The organism is Rhizobium sp. NFR03 (genome assembly GCF_900111275.1).
Classification (GTDB): domain Bacteria; phylum Pseudomonadota; class Alphaproteobacteria; order Rhizobiales; family Rhizobiaceae; genus Ferranicluibacter.
This window is the reverse complement of sequence record NZ_FOGR01000002.1, coordinates 787,984-813,713: the sequence shown is the minus strand read 5'-3', so window position 1 is coordinate 813,713 and position 25,730 is coordinate 787,984. Positions and strand designations below refer to the sequence as shown.

General features: G+C 64.6%; 23 protein-coding genes. 10 read left to right on the top strand and 13 right to left on the bottom strand.

The features are described from left to right. Positions 1-186 precede the first annotated feature (186 nt). The 6 genes from BSG19_RS09090 (at position 187) to BSG19_RS09065 (ending at position 6,125) form a co-directional block, all read left to right on the top strand. Positions 187-957 (top strand): SDR family NAD(P)-dependent oxidoreductase, encoded by a 771-nt coding sequence (locus BSG19_RS09090; protein WP_092986918.1) that lies wholly within the window; start codon positions 187-189, stop codon positions 955-957. Continuing rightward, complete coding sequence (locus BSG19_RS09085; RefSeq protein ID WP_092986916.1) at positions 954-1,874, top strand: 2-dehydro-3-deoxygalactonokinase; 921 nt, start codon at positions 954-956, stop codon at positions 1,872-1,874. The genes BSG19_RS09090 and BSG19_RS09085 overlap by 4 nt, the downstream gene beginning before the upstream one ends. 60 nt (positions 1,875-1,934) lie before the next feature. Continuing rightward, entirely contained in the window at positions 1,935-2,588 is a 654-nt protein-coding gene (locus BSG19_RS09080; protein WP_092986914.1) for a 2-dehydro-3-deoxy-6-phosphogalactonate aldolase, read from the top strand. Beyond that, positions 2,585-3,457 (top strand): SMP-30/gluconolactonase/LRE family protein, encoded by an 873-nt coding sequence (locus BSG19_RS09075; RefSeq protein WP_092986912.1) that lies wholly within the window; start codon positions 2,585-2,587, stop codon positions 3,455-3,457. Before BSG19_RS09080 ends, BSG19_RS09075 begins: the two co-directional genes overlap by 4 nt. Before the next feature lie 120 nt (positions 3,458-3,577). Next, the gene (locus BSG19_RS09070) at positions 3,578-5,305 is read left to right on the top strand and encodes an IlvD/Edd family dehydratase (RefSeq protein WP_092986910.1); all 1,728 of its coding nucleotides are present in this window, start codon (positions 3,578-3,580) and stop codon (positions 5,303-5,305) included. Positions 5,306-5,489: 184 nt separating this feature from the next. Further along, the gene (locus BSG19_RS09065) at positions 5,490-6,125 is read left to right on the top strand and encodes a PRC-barrel domain-containing protein (RefSeq protein WP_092986908.1); all 636 of its coding nucleotides are present in this window, start codon (positions 5,490-5,492) and stop codon (positions 6,123-6,125) included. Positions 6,126-6,212: 87 nt separating this feature from the next. Here the strand turns inward: BSG19_RS09065 and BSG19_RS09060 are convergent, their stop codons facing one another. Beyond that, a complete protein-coding gene (locus BSG19_RS09060) occupies positions 6,213-7,694 on the bottom strand; it encodes a putative bifunctional diguanylate cyclase/phosphodiesterase (RefSeq protein WP_170865895.1) in 1,482 nt (493 codons plus the stop codon). Between the two features lie 178 nt (positions 7,695-7,872). Then, a complete protein-coding gene (locus BSG19_RS09055; protein ID WP_092986906.1) occupies positions 7,873-9,633 on the bottom strand; it encodes a response regulator in 1,761 nt (586 codons plus the stop codon). Positions 9,634-10,063: 430 nt separating this feature from the next. On the opposite strand from BSG19_RS09055, the gene mutL reads away from it, so the two are divergent. Together mutL and BSG19_RS09045 are read left to right on the top strand one after the other, a co-directional pair. Next, positions 10,064-11,938, top strand: a complete 1,875-nt coding sequence (mutL, locus tag BSG19_RS09050; protein WP_092986904.1) for a DNA mismatch repair endonuclease MutL — start codon at positions 10,064-10,066, stop codon at positions 11,936-11,938. Positions 11,939-12,061: 123 nt separating this feature from the next. Continuing rightward, positions 12,062-12,310 carry a DUF2093 domain-containing protein gene (locus BSG19_RS09045; protein ID WP_092986902.1) on the top strand — a complete coding sequence of 83 codons (249 nt, stop codon included), beginning with the start codon at positions 12,062-12,064 and terminating at the stop codon, positions 12,308-12,310. A 151-nt stretch (positions 12,311-12,461) separates the two neighbouring features. On the opposite strand, the gene lpxK is transcribed toward BSG19_RS09045, so the two are convergent. The 6 genes from lpxK to BSG19_RS09015 all read right to left on the bottom strand — a co-directional run bounded on the left by lpxK (position 12,462) and on the right by BSG19_RS09015 (position 18,359). Further along, entirely contained in the window at positions 12,462-13,517 is a 1,056-nt protein-coding gene (gene lpxK / locus BSG19_RS09040) for a tetraacyldisaccharide 4'-kinase (RefSeq protein ID WP_092986900.1), read from the bottom strand. Continuing rightward, positions 13,517-14,287, bottom strand: coding sequence for an HAD family hydrolase (locus tag BSG19_RS09035; RefSeq protein WP_092986899.1), 771 nt, complete (start codon positions 14,285-14,287; stop codon positions 13,517-13,519). Before BSG19_RS09035 ends, lpxK begins: the two co-directional genes overlap by 1 nt. Before the next feature lie 56 nt (positions 14,288-14,343). Continuing rightward, a complete protein-coding gene (waaA, locus tag BSG19_RS09030; protein WP_092986897.1) occupies positions 14,344-15,657 on the bottom strand; it encodes a lipid IV(A) 3-deoxy-D-manno-octulosonic acid transferase in 1,314 nt (437 codons plus the stop codon). 124 nt (positions 15,658-15,781) lie between these two features. Beyond that, positions 15,782-16,009: a DUF4170 domain-containing protein gene (locus BSG19_RS09025; protein WP_170865894.1), complete on the bottom strand. Its 228-nt coding sequence runs from the start codon at positions 16,007-16,009 to the stop codon at positions 15,782-15,784. Between the two features lie 76 nt (positions 16,010-16,085). Then, the gene (locus BSG19_RS09020; protein WP_092987387.1) at positions 16,086-16,901 is read right to left on the bottom strand and encodes a 3'(2'),5'-bisphosphate nucleotidase CysQ; all 816 of its coding nucleotides are present in this window, start codon (positions 16,899-16,901) and stop codon (positions 16,086-16,088) included. Positions 16,902-17,012: 111 nt separating this feature from the next. Continuing rightward, positions 17,013-18,359 carry a TldD/PmbA family protein gene (locus BSG19_RS09015; protein WP_092986893.1) on the bottom strand — a complete coding sequence of 449 codons (1,347 nt, stop codon included), beginning with the start codon at positions 18,357-18,359 and terminating at the stop codon, positions 17,013-17,015. Between the two features lie 171 nt (positions 18,360-18,530). Here BSG19_RS09015 and BSG19_RS09010 point away from each other — a divergent pair, with 171 nt between their 5' ends. Next, positions 18,531-20,363: a monovalent cation:proton antiporter-2 (CPA2) family protein gene (locus BSG19_RS09010; RefSeq protein WP_092986891.1), complete on the top strand. Its 1,833-nt coding sequence runs from the start codon at positions 18,531-18,533 to the stop codon at positions 20,361-20,363. A gap of 24 nt (positions 20,364-20,387) precedes the next feature. Here BSG19_RS09010 and BSG19_RS09005 read toward each other — a convergent pair whose 3' ends face one another. Genes BSG19_RS09005 through BSG19_RS08995 form a run of 3 tightly spaced genes read right to left on the bottom strand, consistent with a single transcriptional unit; the run spans position 20,388 to position 23,997 of the window. Further along, a complete protein-coding gene (locus tag BSG19_RS09005) occupies positions 20,388-21,254 on the bottom strand; it encodes a patatin-like phospholipase family protein (RefSeq protein ID WP_092986889.1) in 867 nt (288 codons plus the stop codon). Positions 21,255-21,261: 7 nt separating this feature from the next. After that, positions 21,262-21,825 (bottom strand): 16S rRNA (guanine(966)-N(2))-methyltransferase RsmD, encoded by a 564-nt coding sequence (gene rsmD, locus BSG19_RS09000; RefSeq protein WP_092986887.1) that lies wholly within the window; start codon positions 21,823-21,825, stop codon positions 21,262-21,264. Between the two features lie 6 nt (positions 21,826-21,831). Then, complete coding sequence (locus tag BSG19_RS08995; protein ID WP_244529158.1) at positions 21,832-23,997, bottom strand: pseudouridine synthase; 2,166 nt, start codon at positions 23,995-23,997, stop codon at positions 21,832-21,834. 70 nt (positions 23,998-24,067) lie between these two features. Between BSG19_RS08995 and BSG19_RS08990 the strand changes: the two genes are divergently transcribed. After that, on the top strand, positions 24,068-24,517 hold the full coding sequence (locus BSG19_RS08990) for a nucleoside deaminase (protein ID WP_092987383.1): 450 nt from the start codon (positions 24,068-24,070) through the stop codon (positions 24,515-24,517). Between the two features lie 4 nt (positions 24,518-24,521). Here the strand turns inward: BSG19_RS08990 and BSG19_RS08985 are convergent, their stop codons facing one another. Together BSG19_RS08985 and BSG19_RS08980 are read right to left on the bottom strand one after the other, a co-directional pair. Further along, positions 24,522-25,001 (bottom strand): GNAT family N-acetyltransferase, encoded by a 480-nt coding sequence (locus tag BSG19_RS08985; protein ID WP_092986885.1) that lies wholly within the window; start codon positions 24,999-25,001, stop codon positions 24,522-24,524. Positions 25,002-25,008: 7 nt separating this feature from the next. After that, positions 25,009-25,626: a hypothetical protein gene (locus tag BSG19_RS08980; protein ID WP_092986883.1), complete on the bottom strand. Its 618-nt coding sequence runs from the start codon at positions 25,624-25,626 to the stop codon at positions 25,009-25,011. Between the last annotated feature and the right edge of the window lie 104 nt (positions 25,627-25,730).

The following is a 25,730-nucleotide window of genomic DNA, read 5'->3' as shown; positions in this document are numbered from 1 at the left end:
CCGCCGACCTGCCGGCGGTCTGATATCTCGCATCGCACCCCTGCCATGAAGATGACGGCCTTGTGCTACGCAGCTTTCCGCCTTGACACCCGACCGGGATGTGGCCGATATTCCACATACTAAACGACCGTTCCAAATATTGGAACATAAATGTGAAGTCTCTGCCTCAGGGAGGGCGTCGACAGCATGCCCGGCCCTTCTGCAACGTTTCCGGATCTCGCAGATCGTGGCGTTCTTATCACTGGCGGAGCCTCTGGCATCGGTGCGGCCCTGGTCGAAGGTTTCGTACGCCAGGGAGCGCGGGTTGCGTATATCGACATTAACGCAGATACCGCCAAAGAAGTTTCGCATCGTCTAAAATACATTGGGCCACATGCTCCGCTCTTCATCGAGGCTGACCTGCGCGACGTCGCCGGCATTCCAGCGCTTGTCGATCACGCGGCGGCCGCGCTGGGCGGCCTGAAGGTGCTCGTCAACAATGCGGCCCGCGACGACAGGCAGGTTTTCGGCGCGATCACCGAAGCCGACTGGGATGAAAACCTCGGCATCAACCTGAAGCCCGTCTTCTTCATGAGCCAGGCGGCAGCGCCTTATCTCGCCGCCGGCGCTGGCGGCGCAATCGTCAACTTCTCCTCGATCGCCTATCTCCTGAACATGGGCGACGTCCCGGCCTACGCGACCGCCAAGGCGGGGATCGTCGGCTTGACGAAGTCGCTCGCCGGCGCGCTCGGGCCCTCTGGCGTGCGGGTCAACGCGCTTTTGCCGGGGATGGTGGTGACCGAGCGGCAAAAGGCATTGTGGCTAACGGACAAAAGCATCGAAGCGATGCGCCGGCGGCAATGCATTCCCGAAACGCTTTATGCCGACGATCTTGTCGGCCCCTGCCTCTTCCTCGCCTCCGACTGTTCGGCGCGGATGACGGCGCAGACGATGATCATCGACGGAGGTGTCTTGTGACGAAAACGGCCAGCTATGCGGCAGCAGACTGGGGAACGTCGAGTTTCCGGATCTGGCTCATCGGCGAAACGGGTAACGCCCTTGCGGAGCGCCGCAGCGCCGAAGGCATGACGACGGCGGCAAAGACCGGGTTCTCGGCCGTTCTGGAAACGCATCTGGAGGCCATGGGCGCCAGCGCCACGCTGCCGGTCGTCATCTGCGGGATGGCCGGCGCGCGGCAGGGCTGGGTGGAAGCAGGCTACCTCGATACGCCGGCAGCCCTCTCCGAGATCGTCCGGCACGCCGTCGTCGTTCCCGGCGAGAAACGCGATATCCGCATTCTTCCGGGCCTCGCCCAGCGCGATGCGGCCGCGCCCGACGTGATGCGCGGCGAGGAAACGCAACTGCTTGGCAGCGTTGGTGCGCTCGCCGGCACGCGGCTGGTCTGCATGCCCGGTACGCACAGCAAATGGGTGCGGGTGGCGGACGGCAAGGTGGAGCGGTTCTCGACCTTCATGAGCGGCGAATTGTTCGACGTCGTGTCGCGGCAGTCGATTCTCAGCCATGCGGTGGCGGATGCCGAACCCTTCGACGGCGCGCATCCCGCCTTCGTGGCTGCCGTGGCCGAGGCCATGGAAAATCCTGCCATGGCGACCAACCTCCTGTTCACCGTTCGCTCCGGACAGTTGCTGCACGGGCATGGCTCGACGGACGCAAAGGCACGGCTATCCGGACTGATGATCGGTCTGGAGATCGCGGGTGCTGCGACCATGACCTCCGACCGTCATGCTCCGGTCAGCCTTGTCGCGTCCGGACCCCTTGCCGGGCTGTACACCCATGCACTCACGGCCGCCGGGCTTGGCAGCGAGCTTGTCGATGCCGACAAAGCCGTTCGCGATGGACTGGCGGCTGCGGCCAGAGCGCTCTGGCCAGCCTGAGTCCCCTGCATCATTGCTTCTTTCAAGCCCAATTTTCCCGTTTTCCAGAAAGACGAAATCATGACACGCGTTCCCTTTCCGAAGATGAAGTATCCGCTGATCGCCATTCTGCGCGGGTTGAAGCCCGAGGAGACGGAAGCCGCGATCACGGCACTGGTCGAGGCCGAATTCACGGCCATCGAAATTCCGCTGAACTCGCCGGATCCGTTCCGCTCCATCGAGATCGCCGTGAAGACGGCCCCGGAAAACTGCCTGATCGGCGCTGGCACCGTTCTGACCAAGGACCAGGTCGAGCGGCTGGAGCAGACAGGCGGCCGGCTGTTCGTCAGCCCGAATGTCGATGTGGACGTCATCGCGCATGCCGCGTCGAAGGGAATGGTGACCATGCCCGGCGTCTTCACGCCGACCGAAGCGCTGGCAGCGGCTGCCGCCGGCGCCACGGGGCTCAAGTTCTTTCCAGCCAGCGTGCTCGGCGCCTCCGGCATCTCGGCCATCCGCGCCGTTCTGCCGACCGATCTGGAGATTGCGGCCGTCGGCGGGGTGTCCGAGGCCAATTTCGAGGAATATGCCAAGATCGGCATCAGGAGCTTCGGTCTCGGATCCAGCATCTACAAGGTCGGTATGAGCGCGAGCGAGATCGGTGCGCGGGCGCGCATCACGACCAAGGCCTATGACGCCGTTTATGGAACATCGGGTTCTGGAGCGTCCGCATGAGCGCGTCTGCAAAGATCGTCAGCGACAACCCGTCGGAACTCGGCGAAGGCCCGGTCTACGATCCCTCCACCGGCACCGTCTGGTGGTTCAACATCGTCGGGCGCGAACTGCACGGGCTGCATCTCGACAGCCAGGCCAAGAGCGTTCAGCCGCTGAACTTCCTCGCCAGCGTCATGGCGCTGGTGGACGGTGAGCGCCAGCTGATCGCGAGCGATCAGGGCCTTTTCCTGCGCGATGCCGAGACAGGCGCGTTCGAGACATATGCAGACATCGTGGACAAGCCGGGCAACCGCACGAATGACGGGCGTGTGCACGCCTCGGGCGCCCTCTGGATCAGCACGATGGGCCGGAGCGCGGAGAAGAACGCCGGCGCGATCTACCATGTGGCCAAGGGCAAGGTGACACGCATTGCCGGTGACATCACGATCCCGAACGGCATCTGCTTCTCGCCGGACGGCAGCACCGGCTATTTCTCCGACACGGGCGTCAACCGTTTCATGCGGGTGGCGCTCGATCCTGCAACGGGCCTGCCGACAGGCGAGCCTGTGCTGATGGTGGAGGAACCGGAAAGCGAAGGCGGGTTCGACGGCGCGGTATGCGATGCCGAGGGGCTGATCTGGGTCGCCCGCTGGGGCGCCTCCGCCATCGACGTCTACTCGCCCGAAGGCAAGCGCCTTGCACGGCACACCGTACCGGTGGCGCAGCCAAGCTGCCCCGCCTTCGTTGGACGCAGCGCCGACCGGCTGCTCTTTACATCCGCATGGCAGGGACTGGACGAAGCAGGGCGCTCCAAGGACCCGGATGCCGGCAAGACCTTCCTGCTCGACATCGACGTCAAAGGCCGTTTCGAGCCCGTCTACGTGCTTTGACAGCGACGCCCCTGCGCGTGCGGGGACCACTGGAAAGCGTCATCGGAGATTTACAGTCGAGACAACAAAAAGTATGACAATTGGAGTGCGGCGGAGGTGCCGCGCCAAAGGGAGGGCACCATGAGCGACGAAAAGAAACGGGAACTGAGAAGCCGCCACTGGTACGGCGGCACCGACAAGGACGGTTTCATTCACCGCTCGTGGATGAAGAATCAGGGCTTTCCGGACCATGCCTTTGACGGCCGGCCGATCATCGGCATCTGCAACACCTGGTCGGAACTGACGCCCTGCAACAGCCATCTGCGCATTCTCGCCGAAGGCGTGAAGCGCGGCGTCTGGGAGGCCGGCGGCTTCCCGGTCGAGTTTCCGGTCTCCTCGCTCGGCGAAACCCAGATGCGCCCGACGGCGATGCTGTTTCGCAACCTGCTCGCCATGGACGTCGAGGAGGCCATCCGCGCCTATGGCATCGACGGCGTCGTGCTGCTCGGCGGCTGCGACAAGACCACGCCGGGCCAGCTGATGGGCGCGGCATCGGTCGATCTGCCGACCATCGTCGTCTCCTCCGGACCGATGCTGAACGGCAAGTGGCGCGGTAAGGACATCGGCTCCGGTACCGACGTCTGGAAGTTTTCCGAGGATGTGCGCGCCGGCAAGATGAGCCTGGCAGAGTTCATGGCGGCGGAAAGCGGCATGTCGCGCTCGCCCGGCGTCTGCATGACCATGGGCACGGCGACGACCATGGCATCCGTGGTGGAGGCCATGGGCCTGTCGCTGCCGCTAAACGCGGCGCTCCCCGCTGTCGATGCGCGTCGCATGGCGCTCAGTCATATGACCGGCAAGCGGATCGTCGATATGGTGCATGAGGATCTGCGGCTGTCGAAGATCCTCACGAAGAAGAACTTCGAGAACGGCATCGTCGCCAATGCCGCCGTCGGCGGATCGACCAATGCCGTCGTGCACCTGCTCGCCATTGCCGGACGCGCCGGCGTCGATCTGACGCTCGACGACTTCGACCGTGTCGGCGCGCAGGTTCCCTGCATCGTCAACTGCATGCCCTCCGGCCAGTACCTCATCGAGGATCTTGCCTATGCAGGCGGCCTGCCGGCCGTGATGAACCGCATTCAGGACATGCTGCATGCCGACGCGCCCACCGTCTACGGCTGTCCCATCTCGGACTATTACAAGGATGCCGAAGTCTTCAACGACGACGTCATCCGGCCGCTCGACAACCCGCTCCGCAAGGCCGGCGGCATCCGCATCCTGCGCGGCAACCTCTCGCCCAACGGCGCCGTGATCAAGCCTTCGGCCGCCAGCGAGCACTTGCTGGTGCACGAGGGGCCGGCGCACGTGTTCGAGACGATCGAGGACATGAAGGCGCAGATCGACGATCCAGACCTCGATGTGACCGAGGACACGATCCTCGTGCTGAAGGGCTGTGGTCCCAAGGGTTATCCCGGCATGGCGGAGGTCGGCAACATGCCGATCCCGAGGCGGCTGGTGGAAAAGGGTGTGCGCGACATGGTGCGCATCTCGGATGCCCGCATGTCCGGCACCGCCTTTGGCACCGTGGTGCTGCATGTGAGCCCCGAGGCCAATGCCGGCGGGCCGCTCGCCATCGTCAAGACGGGGGACCGGATACGGCTCGACACGCTGAAGGGCGAACTGAACCTGATGATATCGGAGGCCGAATTCGCGTCGCGCATGGCCGCCTGGGTGCCGCCGGAGCCGAAGTGGACGCGTGGCTACTACAAGCTTTACCAGGACACGGTTCTGCAGGCCGACAAGGGCGCGGATCTCGATTTTCTGGTCGGCGGAAGCGGCAGCGAGGTTTTTCGCGAGAGCCACTGACCGAGCGCCCGAATTATTTGGTCCGTCCGTACTTACCGCGTGGCCTGCAGAAAGTTCCGCTTTCCGCAGGCCGTTTTTTTTCGGAACCACTTTCCGGGACAGGCCGTTCTCTCAGCATCACCGGTGCGGCGTGTTTGAACCCCGCGCCACGATCCGAGAAGAAACTGAAAAGGAAGGTTACATCATGACCAACAAGCTCGTTACTTCCGTCGCTGCCGGCGCCCTCTTTGCAGGCATCGCCGCTTTCGCACCCTTTGCTTCCGCACAGGACGCCGCCAAGCCGGCACCGGCCGCGCCCATGGCAACCGACCAGGCGCCCGCAGCAACGACTGCCCCGTCTGGCGATCAGGCAGCAGCAGGTGGCTACATCACCGAGCAGGGTCCCGACCAGATCGCGGCCAGCACCTATCTAGGCCAGTCGGTCTACAATTCTTCGGATGAAAGCATCGGTGAAATCAACGATGTGATCTTCTCCAAGGATGGCTCCGTCGAAGCAGCCGTGATCGGCGTCGGTGGTTTCCTGGGCATCGGCGAAAAGAACGTCGCCGTACCGCTCGACAAGGTTACCGTTGCCGAAGTCCCGAACTCCGACGATCTGAAGCTGACGACCACCGAAACGGCCGACACGCTCAAGTCCGCACCGGAGTTCAAGACGAAGGCCGCACAGGTCGCCGAACAGAATTCGGCAACGCCGGTCGATGGCTCGACGACCTCATCGACGACGCCTGCCAACAACAGCATGGCACCCGCCGGCAACAACACCATGGCGCCTGCCGGTGGTGCAGCGCCTGCCGGCCAGCCGGCGACGACGAACCCGTAATCTGCTCCACGCGGTTTACAGAACGGCGGTGCGAAAGCACCGCCGTTTTCGTTTGTGCGCGCATGTGCGCGTTATTAGTGCGCGTGATCAGATCGCGACGGGACGTTTCGTTTCCATGTCCCGGTAGCGATCCCGGAGATACCTCAGTGTTGCCGTGGCATCGGCGGGCTTTCCATAGAAATACCCCTGCCCCATGCCGCAGCCGAGGCCCTTGAGCATCAGCGCTTCGGCGAAATCCTCGATGCCTTCAGCCACGACCTCAAGCCCCAGACCGTCGCACATGGTCACGATCGCCTTGACGATGTGCTCGGAGGCGCGATCGTTGACGATGCGGCAGACAAAGGAACGGTCGATCTTCACCTTGTCAAAGGTGAAGTCGCGCAACCGGCCGAGACTGGACTGGCCGGTGCCGAAATCATCGAGCGAGATACGTATACCGGCATCGCGCAGTTCCTTGACGATCTTCTGCGCCATGTCGGCGTCGCGCATCATCGCCGTCTCGGTGATCTCAAGCTCCAGGCGGCGCGGATCGAGGCCGACACGACGGATGATGGCGAGGACCGTGCTGCTCGTCGCAAGGTCCATCAACTGGGCGGAGGAGAGGTTGAACGAGAGGAAAAGTTCCTTCGGCCACAGAAGCGCCGCCTCGGCTGCCTTTCGCAAAAGCGTTTCCGACAGGGCATCGATGAAGCCTCGTTCTTCGGCAAGCGGCACGAAGTCGGCCGGCGAGACATAGCCGAGATCGCTGTCGCACCAGCGCGCCAGCGCCTCGAACCCGACCACCATGTCGGTCTCCAGACTGACGATCGGCTGGAAATGCACGTCGATCTCGTCGGCGATAATCGCGTTGCGTAGAGCCTGCTCCAGGAGCGTCGCACGCCGCATTTCCTGCGCGATCTCCCGCGAGTAAACCGTGATCTGCCCGCGGCCGCGACGCTTGGAACGATAGAGCGCGGTATCCGCGCTCTTCATAAGATCGTCATAGGCCTCTCCGGCAAAAGGATAGACGGCAAAGCCGAAAGACGCGGAAAGACGCACCGTGCGCTCGGCCAGGTCGAACGGAGCCTGCAGCACCTCTTTCAGCATATGGCCGATCTTCTCCGCGCCTTTGCGCTCGAAGACGAGCGGCAGCACCAAGGCGAACTCGTCGTTTCCCATGCGGATGACGGTCGAGCCATCGGGCATGCAAGCTTCAAGCCTGCGCGCGACCTGGCTGAGGATCTCGTTGCCGGCATCGTGTCCGAAGAGATCGTTGAGCGGCTTGAAGCCGTCGAGATTGGCGAGACCGATCGTGAACGGTGCCGGATCCGCGGCGCGCTCCAGCGCGATTTCGCGTACCTTCTCCCGCAGCCGGTTCGCATTGCCGAGGCCCGTGAGGGGATCGAAGAAGGCCAGCGCGTGGAGATCCCGGGGCTGCCTGTCACGCTCTGAGCTGCCGAGGTCATGCACACGGGATTCCGACGGACCATCGTGACGGCGCTGAGATGCCGCAGCCTGCCGCGCCGGCTGGCTCACATCTGTAAAGCGTGACCGTCCCTTCTGGTGCGAAACCGTTTCGTCCTGATCCATTGCGGAGGTCCTGCATATGTTTGGTCGGCACGCTGACTGCTGGGACCATGGGACTACAGCATTAAGAAATCACAAGGAACTATATCCCTAATTCTCGCATCAAGTGCAAGAAATAGAATAAAAGGAAAGCTAAATTACTCTAGGATGTAGTATTTTATCAACTGTCGCGAAAAGCGCATCAGCGATGCTGGCAGTGATCGGCACTTTCGGGGAGGTAACGATTGCGCACACGCTCGATCATATCGGGGCTGATCGGCTTGACGATGTGATCATCCATGCCTGCCGCTTTCGCGTGCTCCAGATCAATATCGAGAGCCTGCGTCGTCACTGCGACGATGGGCGTGCGAAACGGCATACCGGATTCGGCGGCGCGGATGGCCCGTGTCGCATCGAAGCCGTTCATGACCGGCATGGAGACGTCCATGAAAACCAGCTGCGGATGGAGCTGCTGCCAAAGGCGCACGGCTTCCTCACCATTGGCGGCAATACGGTAGGAAAGGCCGAGGCCTTCGAGGATCTGGGAGAAGACGAACTGGTTGATCTCGTTGTCTTCGGCAACGAGGACGTCGATATCGGACGTCGGACGCTCGGTTTCGGGCAGGACGATATCCCAGTCGGCGGGAGATTGCAGGATGCCCGCGGGTTCGCCGGCCATGTGGGGGCCTGCTGCAGCCTCTCGTGCAGAGAGCAACGCCTGAACCTTCGTCGCCAGCGTCTCCTCCGCCCAGGACGGATCGACGGTAAGGGCCGGCGGACCGTCGGCCTTCTCCAGTGTCGCCTTGAGATCACCAAGGGCGGGATGGAGGAGAACGAGGTCGAGGGAGAGGTTCGCCTCTCGGATCGCGTCGAGGAACGCCGTCATCTCCAGACCGGAACGCAGGGCGCAGGCGTCGTGGCCAAGCCTCGACAGGACCGAGAGCAGATGCACTTCAACGAGGGCATCCGGCGTCATGACCAGAATACGGCCGGCAAGCGCAGTCGCGGCTGCTTCCGTGACCGGCTCCTGAGCGGTCTGTGCGAGGAAATGCAGGTCCAGCGCCCGGTAGGGATCATGGCAGTTCTGCGCCGGCTCGAAAGCGGCGAAGTTCCTGACAGCAAGGCCCTGCGCCATCTCCGCCGGGATCGCGCCCTCATCGTAGCCCACGACGACATCGGTCACGTCGTTCATGCAGGTCACCAGAAGGCCGCGCTGGGCATCGCCGACGCGAAATTTGTGGGTCACGAGCCAGCAGTCATCCCCGTTTGCCCGCACGACCTGCTCCGGCAGGCTATACTCGCGCCCGGTTTCCAGCACCATGCGGTCGGATTTTTCGAATTTCTCGGCAAGGTCCGGCTCGATGAGATCCCAGACGGAGCGGCCGAGAATCTGGTCGGCCGTCATTCCGTGCAGGTCGCAAAAGGCCTTGTTGACGCCGATGTAATGGAGGCTCCGATCCTTCACGCAGACGGGGTTGGGCAGGCCATCGAGGATACCTTCCGTCATCTCCATGCGCTCGAGATCGAGCTGGATCCGCTCTTCCTTTTTTTTCTGCTCGGAAACGTCCGTGAGGGAGACGACGCAGAGGCCGTTTGCAAGCCGGCGCTTGCGCACATTGATCCAGCGCTGGCGGGCGATGCGCTCGACCACCTCATAGCGTTCACGCCAGTGGAGGGAAACGCGTTCGGAAATCCACTCGTCGCGATTCACGCGCCGACGGCTGTGTTCCGTTACCGTTCCCGAACGCACGCCGAGATCGAAAACAGCCCCCAGAAAGTCGCGCAGCCGCGTGCCGCGTGCGAGGAGGCGATCCTCGACGGGATAGAACTGCTGGATCGGCTTGCTGGCAAAGATCAGTTCGTCGTTGCGGTCGCACACGAAGATGGCCAGGCCCAGCGCATCCGAGACCGCTTCCAGCAGCGTAAGCTGGACAGCTGCGCCAGATGACGCGACATCATTCATTCACGGCCTCACAGTCTTGGCGAGCATTACGGGGAACATGCCGACGTCACGACCCTTTACCGGGCATGGCGTTTTCTTTCCGGAAGCGCGCGGTCAGCATCGCGATCGCTCCGGCGCAGCCGGTACCCGGCAAAGGGTATGGCTGCGACATCTTTCGTCCGTCGCGTCGGGGTCGCCTTTGGCAGCAACGCAGGCGCGGCATGTCCCAGTGGCGGGGGCATCCGGTATTCGGTCGATGGTTCCGGTAGCCCTTGCCAAGGATCGACCATGACACAGCAGGCTTAATGCACCCTTAAGCACACCGCATCCACGCCCGCCCAAACCGCGCTGTCGAAGCCCTTCTGCATCCGTCCCCGGATCCCGCAGGGGATATCCCGAGCAAGGCGCGATCGGTCCTTGGCTGAAAGCGTGGAATGACGGAGAATGCGGCATGGCCATTACCCTTCTTTCCGAAACGCTCATCAACCAGATTGCTGCCGGCGAAGTCATCGAGCGGCCGGCGAGCGCCGCCAAGGAGCTGATCGAGAATGCGCTCGATGCCGGCGCGACACGCATCGAGATCGCGACCGCCGGCGGTGGGAAGACGCTGCTGCGCGTGGTCGACAATGGCTGCGGCATGGGACCCGACGATCTGGCGCTGGCCGTTCGGCGGCACTGCACGTCGAAGCTTGGCGGAGGCCTGTTCGATATCCGCACGCTCGGCTTCCGTGGCGAAGCGCTGCCATCGATCGGGTCGGTCGCGCGGCTGACGATCGCGAGCCGGCCGGCCGACAGCGATCACGGCGCTGAAATCGCGGTGCATGGCGGCGTGGTGCAGGGCGTGCGGCCGACACCTGCAAATCACGGCACGGTGGTCGAGGTGCGCGACCTCTTCTTCGCGACCCCTGCCCGGTTGAAATTCATGAAAACGGAGCGGGCGGAAGCGTCGGCGATCTCGGAAGTGGTGCGGCGCATGGCGATCGCGTTTCCGGGCGTGCGCTTCCTGCTCTCGGGGCCCGACCGCACCACGCTCGAATTTCCAGCGACGGGCGACGACCGTCTGGCGCGCATCGCGCAGGTGCTCGGCCGGGACTTCCGCGACAATGCCATCGAGATCGATGCGGAGCGTGACGAGGTGCGGCTGACCGGCTTTGCCGGCGTGCCCACCTTCAACAGGGGCAACTCGCTGCAGCAATATGTCTTCGTCAACGGTCGCCCGGTGCAGGACAAGCTGATCTTCTCCGCGCTCCGCGGCGCCTATGCCGAAACCATTCCGCAGGGGCGCTATCCCGTCGCCGTCCTGTCGATCACGATCGATCCGGCGCTGGTTGATGTGAACGTGCATCCGGCAAAGTCGGACGTGCGCTTTCGCGACCCCGGGCTGGTGCGTGGGCTCATCGTCGGTGCCATCCGCCAGGCGCTGGCGGCAGAGGGCGACAGGTCATCGACGCTTGGCGCACGCGGCCTGATGAATGCCTTCCGACCAGAAGGTGCGGGCGGTGCCGGTTCCGGCTTTGCTGCCGGCGCCCGCCCTTCAACTGGCGCCTATGGCGGACAGACAGGGTATGGAGAGCCGCCCTCAGCCCCCTGGGCAGCGGAACGCTCGCCCTACAGGCCACTGGAAATGGCCGGTCGCGGTTTTGCCGAAGCAGCACAGGCGGCATTCGGATCGTTCGCACCCTCCGCGCGGATGACCCCGGAGCCGCTCAGCTCGGAGCCTATGGCGCCCGAGGTGGTAGCGCCCGAGCATCCGCTGGGCGCGGCACGGGCACAGCTGCACGAGAATTACATTGTCGCGCAGACGGGTGACGGGCTTGTGATCGTCGATCAACATGCCGCGCATGAACGCCTCGTCTACGAGAACCTCCGCAAGGGCCTCTCGACAAAGGCCCTGCCGGCACAGGCGCTGCTGATCCCCGATATCGTGGATCTCGCGGAGGATGATTGCGACAGGCTCATGCTGCATGCCGAGGAGTTGTCGCGGCTCGGCCTCACCATCGAACGTTTCGGCCCGGGGGCGGTCGCGGTGCGCGAGACGCCAGCCATGCTGGGCGAGATCGACGCGGCGGGGCTCATCCGGCAGCTGGCCGACGAACTGGCGGAATGGGATACGGCCAACGGCCTTGCCGGCCGGCTGGAAGCGCTGGCGGCAACCATGGCCTGCCACGGTTCGGTGCGCTCCGGTCGCCGGCTGCGGCCGGAAGAGATGAATGCCCTGCTCCGCCAGATGGAAGCGACCCCCGGCTCAGGCCAGTGCAATCACGGGCGGCCGACCTATATCGAAATCAAGCTTGCCGATATCGAACGCCTGTTCGGCCGCAGTTGACGGCAAAATCGATCGGCAGAACGGGCTTGCGAGACGGCTGGCAAAACAGGTGACGAAGGTTTACAGCGGCAGGACAGAATTCGGCCGCTCAGGGGCGCGATGACGGGCAAGGGATGAGAGACGATGAACCGGTTTGAAGGTAGCGGCAACAGGATTGCGAAAATCCGGTATCTCGACGGCGATTTCAACGTCATCCTGCCCGGAACCTTCGTCATCTGCGCCGTTACCGGACGCGAGATCCCGGTCGAGGAGTTGCGCTACTGGAGCGTTGCGCGGCAGGAGCCCTACATCGATGCACAGGCCGCTTTCGACGCGGACAAGCGGGCGGGAATTTTGCCGGGGCAGACGGATGGTGGGTCCGTTACGCCGTAGCGTTGCCTTGACGTTGCGATGGCCCCTCACCCTAACCCTCTCCCCGCTCGCGGGGAGAGGGGACGTGCCCTACGCTAGCTCCAAGTCCCTTCGCCCCGCCTGCGGGGAGAAGGTGGCGGCAGCCGGATGAGGGGCTGACGCAAGCCGCTCCTTACGATCCGCTTCGGCGTAGCAGGCGATGGCGCGCGGATGACAGCGCGGCATCGATCATCTTGTCGGGGGCTGCGGGATCGTCGAAGACGATCTCGACATCGATGACGCGGACCTCGCGCGCCAGTTCACCCATGCGGCCGCCATGCTGAGCAGAGCCGTGGCCGCCATCGAGACGAACCCGGTCCTTGGCCGTCGTCAGCAGAAGAAGGCCGGATGCGTCGGCATCGTCGAGCAGAGCTGCAATCTCGTCGGCCTCCAGATGATGATGATCCGGGAAATTGCGCGTCGTGACGATCTCCGCTCCGGTTTCGCGCACCGTCCGGTAGAACTTCTCCGGATCGGCGATGCCGGCAAAGGCAAGCACGCGCTGGCCCTTCAGCGAACCGTCATCACGATGCACGATATCGGCCACGAAAACCGGCCGTCCAGCCCGCGCGGCGGTGCGGATGACGGGATCAGCCGCTGTCTCGCGCCCAATCTTCAGAATGGCGGAGGCATGCCGCAGCTGGTGGCCGAGCGGCGCACGCACCGGCCCAGCCGGTACGAGGCGGCCATTGCCGATACCGCGCCGGCTGTCGATGACGAGCAGCGCATAATCGAACACGAGCCGCGCGCTCTGGAACCCGTCATCCATGATGATGAGATCGACACCTTCTGCCACCAGCCGCTGCGCGCCCTCGACGCGCTTTCTGGAGATGACGGTCGGTGCGGCGCGGGCAAGAAGCAGCGGCTCGTCGCCGACCTCCAGCGCCCGGTGATGACCGGGATCGACCAGAGTGGTCACATCCAGTGACCCGCCATAGCCGCGGCTGAGAAAGCCGGGCTTCAGGCCGCGGGCGCTCGCGGCCTTTGCGATCGCGATCGAGGTCGGCGTCTTGCCGGCGCCCCCGACGGTAAAGTTGCCGACGCAGATCACCGGAACGGGTGCAGCCCAGCGTCGGGCGCGGTCCATGCGGCGTCCGGCGATACGCCCGTAGACCCAGGCGACGGGGCTGAGGGCGCGGGCGGCCCAGCCAGCCTTTTCCCACCAGAAGGGTGGCGCTTCCGATACCATCAGGACGCCGCGTCGTTCATCTGGAGGTCCGCCGTGGTCTCTGTCGGCAGACGATCATCGAGAAGAGCCAGAAGCTCCGTGATATCGGCGAGGCAGTGATCGCTGGCGGCGGCGAGCGACTGGCGGGAGCCCGTGCCGGTGAGAACAGCGACGGTCAGGCCCGCCCCGGCATTTCGTCCCATGTGCATATCGTGATTGTTGTCGCCGACCACCACGACCTGATCCGGGATGAGGCCGGTCGCAGCACAAAAGCCGTAGACCATGCCGGGCTCCGGCTTGACGCCATAGCCGCTGTCGTAGCCTGCAACGTAATCGAGGCATTCGGCAAAGCCGAAACGTTCGGCCGTGCTGCGAATGGACGCCTCGTTGTCGCTGGAGGCAACGCCAAGCTTGTAGCCGCGCGCCCGCAAGGTCGAAAACAAGGCGGAGAGATCGGTGACCGGCACGGCATAGGCGGCGGAGCGGGAGAACAGGTCGTCCAGAGATTCGGTAAGCGCCTCGAGGGTCCAGGGCGCGCCGGCCTGTATCATGCCCTCTGAGATCTCCACTGTATTTCCCGCCGCAAGCAGGCTGTCGGGGATGACGAAACCGGTCTTCGGATCCATCCCGCCCGCGCGCAGCAGCGTGGCGCCTAGGCCTGCATCGTCCCGGGAGGCAATGCGGGCGACTTCGTAATTCACGGGCACCCAACTCTTGGCATAGTCGAGCAGCGTCCCATCCTTGTCGAAGAGAATGCCGGCGATCGGTATCGGAAGCGGTGCCTTGCTCATCTCGAAGGTCTCTTCGGTCTCTCGGGGCGTTCGATCATGCCTGTTGCCAGCATGCGCTAGACGTCCTCGCGCGGCAACAGGCGGGCCTTTACCGTCAGCGGGTTGATATAGGGCTCAAGCCCCCGGATCGTCGCGGACAAGGCGCCGCGCATCTCGTGCACCGCCTCCTGGCCTGCCTCGATCATCTTGCTTCGCACATCATCATTGGTCAGCAGGTAGTGCACGCCCTTGGCCAGCATTTCCGTGTCGCGCACGATCTTGGCGCTGCCGTTCTTGGCGAGCGTCTGGTAGGTCTCGCGGAAATTCTGGACGTTGCCTCCCGACAGGATGGCGCAGCCGAGCATCGCCGGCTCGATCGGGTTCTGCCCGCCGTCCCCGAACAGCGACCGGCCGACGAAGGCGACATCCGTCAGGCGGAGATAAAGCCCCATCTCACCGACGGTATCGCCGAGCAGGATATCGGTTTCCGATGTGACGGGATCGTTTCGGGTGCGGCGCGCGACTGTCAGCCCCTTGGCAATCAGCATGGTCTCGATCGCATCACATCGCTCGGGATGCCGGGGCACGATGATGGTCAGCAGCGCGTTGCGTTCCTTGAGGGCGAGATGCACGGCGCCGGCCGCAGCCTCCTCCCCTTCGAAGGTGGAGATTGCCGCCCAGGTCTTTCGGGTCTCGATCTGCTGGCGATACTGGCGCAGCACGGCGCCATCGACCGGCGGTGCATCCGTATCGACCTTGAGATTGCCCGACACCATAACCGGCAGCGCGCCGAGCGCACTGAACCGCTCGGCATCGGCTTCCGACTGCGCGATCACGAGCGCGAGGTTCTCGAAGATGGCGTCGGCGAGGTTCGGGCGCTTTTTCCAGCGCGCAAAGCTGCGGTCGGACAGGCGTCCGTTGACGAGGATCTGCGGGATATGCCGCTTGCCGAGTTCCATGATGGTCATCGGCCAAATCTCGCTTTCGGCGATGATGGCAAGGTCCGGCTCCCAATAGTCGAGGAAGCGGGCGACGGACGGTTTGAAGTCCAGCGGCACATACTGATGGATGACGATATCGCCCAACCGCTCGGACACGACCCGCGCCGAGGTTGTGGTGCCGCTGGTGAGCACGACGGAGATGCCCCGGCGGTGGATTTCCTTGATCAGCGGGACGACCGAGATGGTCTCGCCGACGCTGGCCGCATGAAACCAGACCAGTGGCCCTTGAGGGCGGGCGGCGCTCGGAAAACCATAGCGCTCCTGCCTGCGTGCCCGGTCTTCCTTGCCGCGCGCGGCGCGCATGGCAAGGTAGGACCAGACGAGCGGGTAAACGGCGGTTCCCGCCCAGCGATAGCCGGAAAGAGCCGCGCGCGCGAAGAGGCGCGTCATCTGGCGCTCTCCACACCAAGGGTTGTGCGAGCCGTGCAGAGCGCATCACGCCCTCTGCCGGGCATGACGATGCGGGCGGGACGCGACGGCCCGGAGACGCACATGCCGCGTCCGCCCAGATTCATCAGAGCTGGCCCGGATCGAGCAGGCGATGCATGTGGACGATAAAGTAACGCATATGGGCGTTATCGACCGTTGCCTGTGCCTTGCCGCGCCACGCGTGCAGCGCGCTCTCGTAGTCGGGAAAGATGCCAACCACATCCAGCTTGTCGAGATCGCGGAACTCGATGTCCTTGAGCGTCTTCAGTTCGCCCCCGAAGACCATGTGCAGCAGCTGTTTCTTTTCCGTCATTTTTGCCTCTTTCTTCAATTTTCGTCGTCTTATCGCGCTGTTTCGACGGGTGATGTGCGGCATCCAGCGGGAAAGGTCAATGCCCGTGCAGACCGGCCGAGGCCTCCAGAAGCGCCGGCAGAGCCGGCAACGCTGCGGCGCATAAGAGGTCGTGCCGCACACTCGGGCGGTTGTATGTCAGGGGCCTGCCATCCAGCCCGGCGAGCACGCCGCCTGCCTGCTGGAGGATCAGGTCTGCGGCGGCAAGATCCCAGTCATGCGCGTTCTTCTTCACCACCGCCCCGTCGATGCGGCCATCGGCGATCATTGCGATGCGGTAGGCCAGCGAGGGAACGTGAGACACGCGCGCGACCTCCGCGCCGTACCCCGCCTTCAGCTTCGGCAGCAGATCCTCGGCGATGGCAAACCGCAGCGGCTGGCCCGCCACCGGCCTGGCTACATGAATGACGACGCCGTTGCGCCGGGCATCCGCGCCATCTTTCGCCTGATAGAGTTCGATCAGGGCCGGCGCATACAGCACGCCTGCGACCGGGCGACCCTTGTGGACGACGGCGACGCTGACGCACCAGACGTCTTTGCCGGCAATGAAGCCACGCGTGCCATCGATCGGATCGACCACGAAGACCGTTTCGCAACCGAGCCGCGCCTCGTCGTCATCCGTTTCCTCCGACAGCCAGCCATAATTGGGGCGGGCCGACAGCAGGCGCTCTTTCAGGATGTCGTTTGCGGCGTAATCCGCCTCGCTGACCGGTGAGCGGTCCTCGTTCTTGTAGCGGAAATCCGGGTTCTTGCGAAAATAGGTCAGAGCCTTCTCGCCGGCGGCCATCGCTGCCGTGGTGATCAGGTCCAGATCCCTGGTCCACTGATCCGGCGGGTGATGGTCGGCGCTCATGGTCTTCCTTTCCGAATAGTCGTGCTGCACGCGATGCCGCGACGGAGACGACATCTGCGTCAGACAGGCGAAGTGCGGCCAAAACAAGGTGGCCTTATCGTAAATACAACCTTACTTACCGGCCAGCGTCATGCCTTCGATCGCGATCGTCGGCGCGGCGACCGAATAGCTGCGATCGATATCGTTGGCGAGCGTTACGGCCATGAACATCTGCTTCAGGTTCGAGGCGATCGTGACCTCGGAAACGGGATAGGCGATCTCGCCGTTCTCGATCCAGTAGCCGGATGCGCCACGCGAGTATTCGCCCGTCAGCATGTTGACGCCGTGGCCGATGAGTTCGGTCACATAGAAGCCGGTACCCACGCTACGGATCAGGTCCTCGCGCGAGATATCGCCCGGCTCGAGCGCGAAATTGGTGGAGGACGGATTGACCGCCGTGCCGCTGCGCGCCCCGCGACCGTTGGTTTCAAGGCCGAGTTCCCGCGCCGTCGCCGTAGAGAGGAACCAGTTCCGCAGGATCCCGTCCTCGATCATCGTCATCTTCTGCCCGGTCACGCCCTCGCCATCGAAGGGCCGTGAGCCGGAGCCGCGCACGATCAGCGGATCGTCCGTCAGGTTGATGCCGGGCTTCAGAATACGCTCGCCCATTTTATCCCTGAGGAACGTTGTCTTGCGGGCGACGGAGGCACCATTGATGGCGCCAGCGATGTGGCCGGCAAAGCCCCGGGAGACACGCGGGTCGAATACGACGGTCACGTTCTTCTGCGTATCGACCTGGCGCGGATTGACGCGGGCGGCGGCACGCTCGCCGGCGTGGCGTCCGATATCGGCGGCACCGCGCAGGTCGGCCAGAAAGAGTGCGCTGTCGAAGTCGTAATCGCGCTCCATCTTCGTGCCTTCGCCGGCGATGGCGCTGACGGAGAGGCTGAAGCGGGTGCCCATATAGGCGCCGGAGAAGCCGTTGGACGTGACGAGCACGAGGCCACCCATGCCGGTGGAGCCGCCGGCCCCGCTGGTCTTGGTGACACCGGGCACGGCCAGCGCGGCTGCCTCCGCCTCCAGCGCACGTTCGGTCAGCTCTTCGGTGGAGATTTCGCTCGGATCGAAGAGGTCGAGATCGGGAAAATCGCGGGCGATGCGGGCTTCGTCCGCCAGCGTCGCATAGGGATCTTCCGGGGAGGCCTTGGCCATGGCGACGGCGCGCTCGGCCAGCACCTTCAGGTCGAAGCCCGGATTGGCGGAGACGCTGGCGACGCGGCGGCCGACGAAGACGCGGAGCGAGAAATCGTCGCTCTCTGAACTGTCGGTCGCCTCCACCTTGCCGAGGCGCACGGAGACGGAGCGTGAACGGCCTCGAAGCACGACGGCGTCGGCCTGATCGGCTCCCGCCTTTCTCGCAAGGTCCACGAGCTCTGCGGCCCGCGTTTCGAGTGCGGCGGAATCAATCGTCTGGGACATGGATTGGCCTTTCATTCCCGTCCCATTTATTGTGCACTGGCCCGGGCATCAAGGGCGCGGTGCGATTCTCACCGGAAGCGCGCCTTATTTCCGTCTCCCAGCCCGGTAAGAAGTCGGAAGGGCGCGATGCGCCCGGCATAAACGGCAAAGACCAAGGGAAAAAACGTCACGATGTCGACAACGCCCGTCATGACCTCCCAGGCGCTTCTGCTGCTCGGCGGCGCCGTCGTCGCGGCGCCCATTTTCAAGAAGCTGGGTCTCGGAACCGTGCTCGGCTATCTCGCTGCCGGCGTCGTCATCGGCCCTGTCTTCCACCAGATCACCGATGGGGAGGCGATCCTCGGTTTTGCCGAGCTCGGCGTCGTCTTCCTGCTGTTCGTGATCGGGCTGGAGCTGAAGATGTCGCGGCTCTGGGCCATGCGGCGGGATATCTTCGGGCTCGGCTCCGCGCAGGTTCTCGTGACCGGCGGGCTGCTCTGCCTGATCATCTACGAATTCGGACTGCTCGACGTGTCCGGGAGTCTCATCACGGGCTTCGGCCTTGCTCTGTCTTCCACCGCCTTCGCGCTGCAAATCCTCGACGAGAAGGGCGATACGAACACGCGCTACGGCCAGCGCGCTTTCTCGATCCTGCTGCTGCAGGATCTCGCCATCGTGCCGCTGCTGGCGCTGATCCCGCTGCTGGCGCTGCAGGCGCCGGAGGATACGACGCCGCCGATCGAGGATTTCTCAGTCGCCGTCGGCGCGATCCTGGTCATGGTGCTCGCCGGCCGGTATCTGATCAATCCGCTCTTCAGCATCCTTGCCCGCACCGGCGCGCGCGAGATCATGATCGCCGCCGCGCTGCTGATCGTGCTGGGCGCTGCAACGCTGATGCAGATGGCGCAACTGTCCATGGCCATGGGTGCGTTTCTCGCCGGCGTGCTTCTGGCGGAATCGACCTACCGCCATGAACTGGAAGCCGACATCGAGCCGTTTCGCGGCCTTCTGCTGGCGCTGTTCTTCATGGCGGTCGGGCTGTCGCTGCAGATCGACGTGATCTTTTCCAACTGGCTCGTGGTTCTGATCGCGGTTCCCATGCTGGTCGTCATCAAGGCCGTGACGCTTTATACCGTCTGCCGGCTGTTCGGCTCGGCGCATAACGAGGCGGTGCGCATCGCGCTTCTGCTCCCGCAGGGCGGCGAGTTCGGCTTCGTTCTCTTCAGCGCGGCGGCTGCCGCCGGGGTCTTTTCAGCTGCGACAGGCTCGCTGCTCGTCGTCATCGTGACGCTTTCCATGGCGCTGACGCCTCCCGCCTCCGCCCTGTCGCGCTTTCTCACACGGGACGAGGAGGAAGAGGCCGAGGACGACCTGGAGGAGGATTTCGAGGGGGCGGGCGCCGATGTCCTGATGATCGGCTTCTCGCGTTTCGGGCAGATCGCCGCGCAGATCCTGCTGGCCGGCGGGCGCGACGTGACCATCATCGACCACTCTGCCGCGCGCGTGGAACAGGCGGCAACCTTCGGCTTCCGCATCTATTTCGGGGACGGAACGCGGCTCGACGTGCTGCGCGCCGCCGGCATCGAGCGGGCGAAAATCGTGGCGATCTGCACGCATCGGAAGGAGACCACCGACCGGATCGTCGATCTCGTCCAGTCGGAGTTTCCCAATGCCCGTATCTTCGCGCGCTCCTACGACCGTCAGCATACACTGCAATTGCGGGCGCGGGGCGTGGATTACGAACTGCGGGAGACGCTGGAATCCGGCCTGCTATTCGGTCAGCGCACGCTCGAAGAACTCGGCGTCACCGACGCGCAGGCCATCGCGATCACCACCGATATCCGGCGTCGCGACGAAGCTCGGCTGGAGGTGCAGGCCGTGGACGGGCTTGCGGCCGGCCGCGACATGCTGCATTTCCGGCCCGTAAAGCCGGAGCCGCTGATGAAGCCGAAGCGGGAGCCGGCAGCACCGCTGGGGCCGGACGAGGAAATCGCCAAGGCCGAGCGCACGCAGGTGGTGAAGTAGCGGCCGCGTTCTTTCAAGGTGATCTTACCGCGAGAGAAGCTTGTCGAGCGCAGCCTTCACCTCGTCCTTCACGCCGGCGCTCAAGGTCAGCACCTCCTGCGCGCGCATGAAATCCATGACGCGGAAGCGGCCGACATCCGGGCGCACCAGAAGATCGGGCGCATGCGCCTTCATCTTCATGGCGATGATCGTCTGCATCATCAGCTGGCTCGCACCGAACATGGCATCCATCCGCGTTGGCAGCGCCGATCCGTCCCCCTCCGGCCCGCCGACGACATCGACGGCGAGGACGATATCGGCAAGGCCCTCAAGATGATCGAAGGGGACGGGATTGACGAAGCCGCCATCTATCATGACGCGCGCGCCGAGCCGCACCGGCTGGAACATGCCGGGAATGGCGGCGGAGGCGGCGATGGCCGCGCGCAGATCGCCCGTCTCCAGCACCGCCTCGCTTTGCGCGTAATAGTCGGTGGCGATGACTTTCAGAGGAATGGAGAGCGCGCCGAACGTCTGCGGAATAGCCTCGGGCAGGAAGGCGGAGAGCACACGCTCCAGATTGAACGGACCGAAGCGCAGGCTGCCGCCGATGGCCTGCAAGGTCGAGGGACGCAGCCGCCAGAGGCGGTTGGCGATCTCCTTCCGCCGGCCGACCGTCGAGAGCGCGAAGTCGCGGATATCGCTGCCCCGCATGCCGGCCGCCATGCCGGCACCCATGATGGCGCCGATGGATGTGCCGGCGATGACGCGCGGGCGAATCCCAAGTTCGTCGAGCGCTTCGATGACATGAATATGGGCAAGCCCCCGGGCGCCCCCGCCACCCAGCGCCAGAGCCACAGACGGGGTCACGGTGGGGCCGCTCGAACCGGTGCCTGCGGACGGCGTCTCCGACATCGACGGGTCAGCCGCGCTTGCGGTAGCGATAAAAATGCATACGGGTGTCGCCGAACTGCCGGATGTCGAGCGTCTCGAAATCGGGACCGGCCATCGGCGTCACATCGGCGCGCTCTTCTAGAATGACGAGCGCATCGGGCACGATCCAGCCGCCGGCCGATGCCGCCACCAGCGCCCGCTCGCCAAGCCCCTTGCCATAAGGCGGATCGGCAAAGACGAGGTGGAAGGGCTCCACCGTGCCGACAGTGCCGAGATCCGTCGCATCGCGCCGGTAGATCCTGGCGCGGCCCGTGAGACCCAGCGTCTCGATATTGGTGCGCAGAAGGCCCCTGCCCTCGGCGCTGTTTTCAACGAACAACGCTTGTCGGCAACCGCGTGACAGGGCTTCGAGCCCGACGGCGCCGGTTCCTGCGAAGAGGTCGAGGATACGGGTATCCTCCAGCCGTTCCGGATAGGCATGGCTGAGGATGTTGAACAGGCTCTCGCGCGTTCTGTCGGATGTCGGCCGTATGTCTGACGTCGCCGGGCTCGCAAGAGCCCGGCCGCGAAATTCTCCACCGACGATGCGCACCGGGCGTTACTTCCCGCCGCGCGGCTTGGCGCCGCCCGGCTTGCCGCCACTTGGCCGACCACCGCTGGGGCGACCACCCGAAGGCTTGCCGCCGAAGGAGGGCTTGCCGCCGGCTTTGGCTCCGGGCTTGGCGAAGGACTTGCCAAAAGGCTTGGCATCCGGGCGATCGCCGCCGAAACTCTTCTTCTCGCCAAAGCTCTTCTTGGCACCGAACGAACGATCACCATCGCCACGCGGTGCGCGATCGCCACGGTCGCCGCCGTCGCGGGACTTGAAGCCACCGCGTTCCTCGCGGACCGGAGGCTCGCTGGCCTTGATCCAGTCTCGGTCGTCCTTGTCACGCTCGACGATGACGCGCGGGCCGGTATCGGGACGGGCAAAGCTTGCGGCGCTCTTGCGGTCCGGGTCGAAGCGCTGCTTTCCGGCAATCGCCTGACCATCCTTCGTGCGGCCGTAGCGCTTCACTTTGGGCGCGCCTTCGGGACGTTCGCGGCGAACCGGCTTCTCGGCGGCGGCGGCCTCGGGGCCGGTCTTCTTTTCGGCCACGGGACGGGCGCCAGGCGCCATCCAGACATTGGCCTTGCGCGGACGGCCGGCCTGCTCGCGCTTTGGCCCGTCGCCACGCGCTGCCGGTGCGCTGTCCCACCCACCTTGTTTCGCGCCGCCACGCTTGTTGTCCGCAGGTCGCGTATCGAGGCGGCCGCGCAGACGCTCATTGCGATCGGCGGCCTTCTCGCGGAAGGCCGGCTTCTCGTAAGCGCCCTGCCCGCGATCGCCCGAACGGTCGCTTCCACGCTCCGCACTGCGCTCCGTCGAGACCAGCGGCCCCTCATCGTCGGCATCCGGATTGTTGAAGAGCGGCGCATCGAAGTTCGCCTTGGCGTCCTCGATCAGGCGCGGACCCAGCTGGTCGCGCAGCGTGCGTCCGCGGATTTCCTGAGCAGCACCCTCCGGCAATTCGCCGAGCTGGAACGGTCCGTAGGAAATGCGGATCAGGCGGTTCACGTCGAGGCCGAGCGCGCCGAGCACGTTCTTGATCTCGCGGTTCTTGCCTTCGCGCAGGCCCATGGTGATCCAGACGTTGGCACCCTGGACCTTGTCGAGCGTCGCATCGATCGCGCCGTAGAGCACGCCATCGACGGCGATGCCGTCCTTGAGCTTATCGAGGTCAGCCTGTTCGATCTTGCCATGCGCGCGAACGCGGTAGCGACGCAGCCAGCCGGTGGCCGGCAATTCCAGCACCCGGGCGAGACCGCCGTCGTTTGTCAGGAGCAGCAGGCCCTCGGTGTTGATGTCGAGACGGCCGATGGACAGCACGCGCGGCAGGTCTTCCGGCAGACGGTCGAACACCGTCGGACGGCCTTCCGGATCGTTGTTGGTGGTCACGAGACCGGTCGGCTTGTGGTAGAGCCAGAGGCGCGTGCGCTCGATGCCGCGGATCGGCTGGCCATCCACCTCGATCTTGTCGGACAGCGTGACGTTGACGACCGGCGTTTCCAGCTTGGTGCCGTTGACGCTGACGCGGCCTTCCATGATCATCCGCTCGATATCGCGACGCGAGGCGACGCCGGCACGGGCGAGGATCTTGGAGATGCGCTGCGGCGCCTCATCGGAAACAGCCGTTGCCGTCGCGGCGCGTGCGCGGGCAGGACGCTCGTCGCCACCACGATCGGCAGAGCGTTCGCCAGCCTGTCTGTCGAACCTGGGTTTTTCGAACTTTGGTTTGTCGAATTTCGGCTTCGCGGAACGGTCCGTTTCGGAACCGGCCTTCTCGAAACGCGGCTTGTCGGAACGGGGCTTCTCTGAGCGAGGCTTGTCGAAACGGGGCTGTTCGCCCCAAGGCTTGTCTGAGCGGACCTGTTCGAAGCGCGGCCTGTCGGACGCCGGGCGCTCCGTTGCGCGGGTTTCATTCGGCGCTCCGTCATCGCGCTTTGCAAAGGCGGGCTTGCCCCGCGGAGGACCGCTGGTTTTCCCGAAGGCAGGCTTGCCGAACGCGGGCTTTCCGCCATCCCTCTTTTCAAAGGGCTTCTTTTCGCCTGCGTTTTTACCGAATGCGGGCTTGCCGAATTTGGCCTTGCCGTCGGCTGCCGCTGCGCGCGGCGCGCGGTCTGTCGTCTTGCCGCCGCTTGCGGGCTTGCCGCGCGGCCGCTGGGGCTTGTCATTGGATGTCATTTGTGTTGCCTGCCTTTTCAGGCTCTCCTATCAGGTCGGAGCCGATGGGTTAAGAGAAATAATGACGCGAATGGCCGCATCACCGGGGTTCATGGATCTGGCGCTGGCGGAAGCACGGGCGGCGCAGGCGCGCGGCGAGGTGCCGATCGGCGCTATCGTCGTGCTCGACGGCACCGTCATCGGCGCTGGCGGCAACCGGACGCGCGAGCGACGCGATGTGACGGCCCATGCCGAGATCGAGGCGATCCGCGATGCTGCACGGCGGCTCAATGCGGAACGGCTGACCGGCGCCGACCTCTACGTCACGCTGGAACCCTGCGCCATGTGCGCCGCCGCCATCTCGTTTGCCCGCATTCGCCGCCTGTATTACGGCGCGGGAGATCCGAAAGGCGGCGGGGTGGATCATGGCGGGCGCTTCTATGCGCAGCCGACCTGTCATCACGCGCCGGATGTGTATTCCGGGCTCGGAGAAACGGAAGCGGCGGGGTTGCTGCGCGCCTTCTTCGAGGTGCGCCGGTAGAGCCTCAGCCCGCTGCGAAGTCCTGCAAGGCCTGACCCGTCAGGCGGTAGCGGGTCCAGCCATCCATAGGTTCGGCGCCGATGGCGCGATAGGCGCGGATGGCAGGTTCGTTCCAGTCGAGCACGCTCCACTCGAAGCGGCCGCAATTCTTCTCGACGGCGATCCGGGCCAGATGCCGCAACAGGCTGCGCCCGGCGCCCGTGCCCCGCGCTTCCGGGGTCACGTAGAGATCTTCGAGGTAGAGCCCGTTGCGGGCCTGCCATGTGGAGTAGATCAGAAACCAGACGGCAAAGCCGATCGGCGCGCCATCGCGCTCGCAGATCACGGCCTGCGAGACGCTGTCCGGGCCGAAAAGGGCATGCGCGGTGGTTTCCACCGTCGCTTCCACTTCATGCTCCAGCTTCTCATAAGCCGCCAGTTCGCGCACGAAGCGCAGGATGACAGCCGCATCGTTGATATTTGCCTTGCGGATCGTGACGCTCATGACCGGATCAGAAAACCTGCCACCACTTCTTGCCGCTGCCCTGAACCTGCGCTTCCTTCTTGCGACGACGTTCCTTGATGGTTTCGTCTTCGCCGAGATCGGTCAGAGCCTCCTCGGGCGCCTTGCGGTATTCGAGCGGCGGATCGCTGAGCGTGCGACGCTTGTCGGAATAGGCGCCCATCTGAAGCTTGCGGGCTTCGCGATAGGCTTCCTGCTGTTCCTTGGCGGTCAGCGTGCGGCCGTTGGCAGACGCCTTGGCGAGCGGCGAGACATAGCCCGGGCGGTCCGCATTCTCGTCGGCTTCCTCGCGCAGGCGCTGCCGCGTTTCCTCGGGCGATTCGACCCAGGCCGGATTATCCTTGTTGGCCAGCGAGGCCTGTGGCTGAACGAGGGCCGTGCGTTCGCCGGAGGGCGGCAGAACGAGACCCGGGCGCGGCTGGTACTTCACATTGGCGGACTTTTCATCGCCCAGGCTGACCGTGCTGCCAAGGTCGTCCATCAGGTGCTCGCCCGCGGTCTTGTCCGTCCCGTAGGTCGGCCCGCCGATGCAACCGGTCAGCACGAGGCTTGCGGCCAGGATCGAGAGCACGCCGGCGCCCGCACCATACTGTCGCGTCATTGTCATTCAAACCCTTCCAGCGCGTGCGGCCTGCCCCGCCAGCCTCCAGACGCTCCCGGACCCCCCGGGATGCGCGTGGGCCGATCTGCCCGCCAATTCCTGCCCCATGA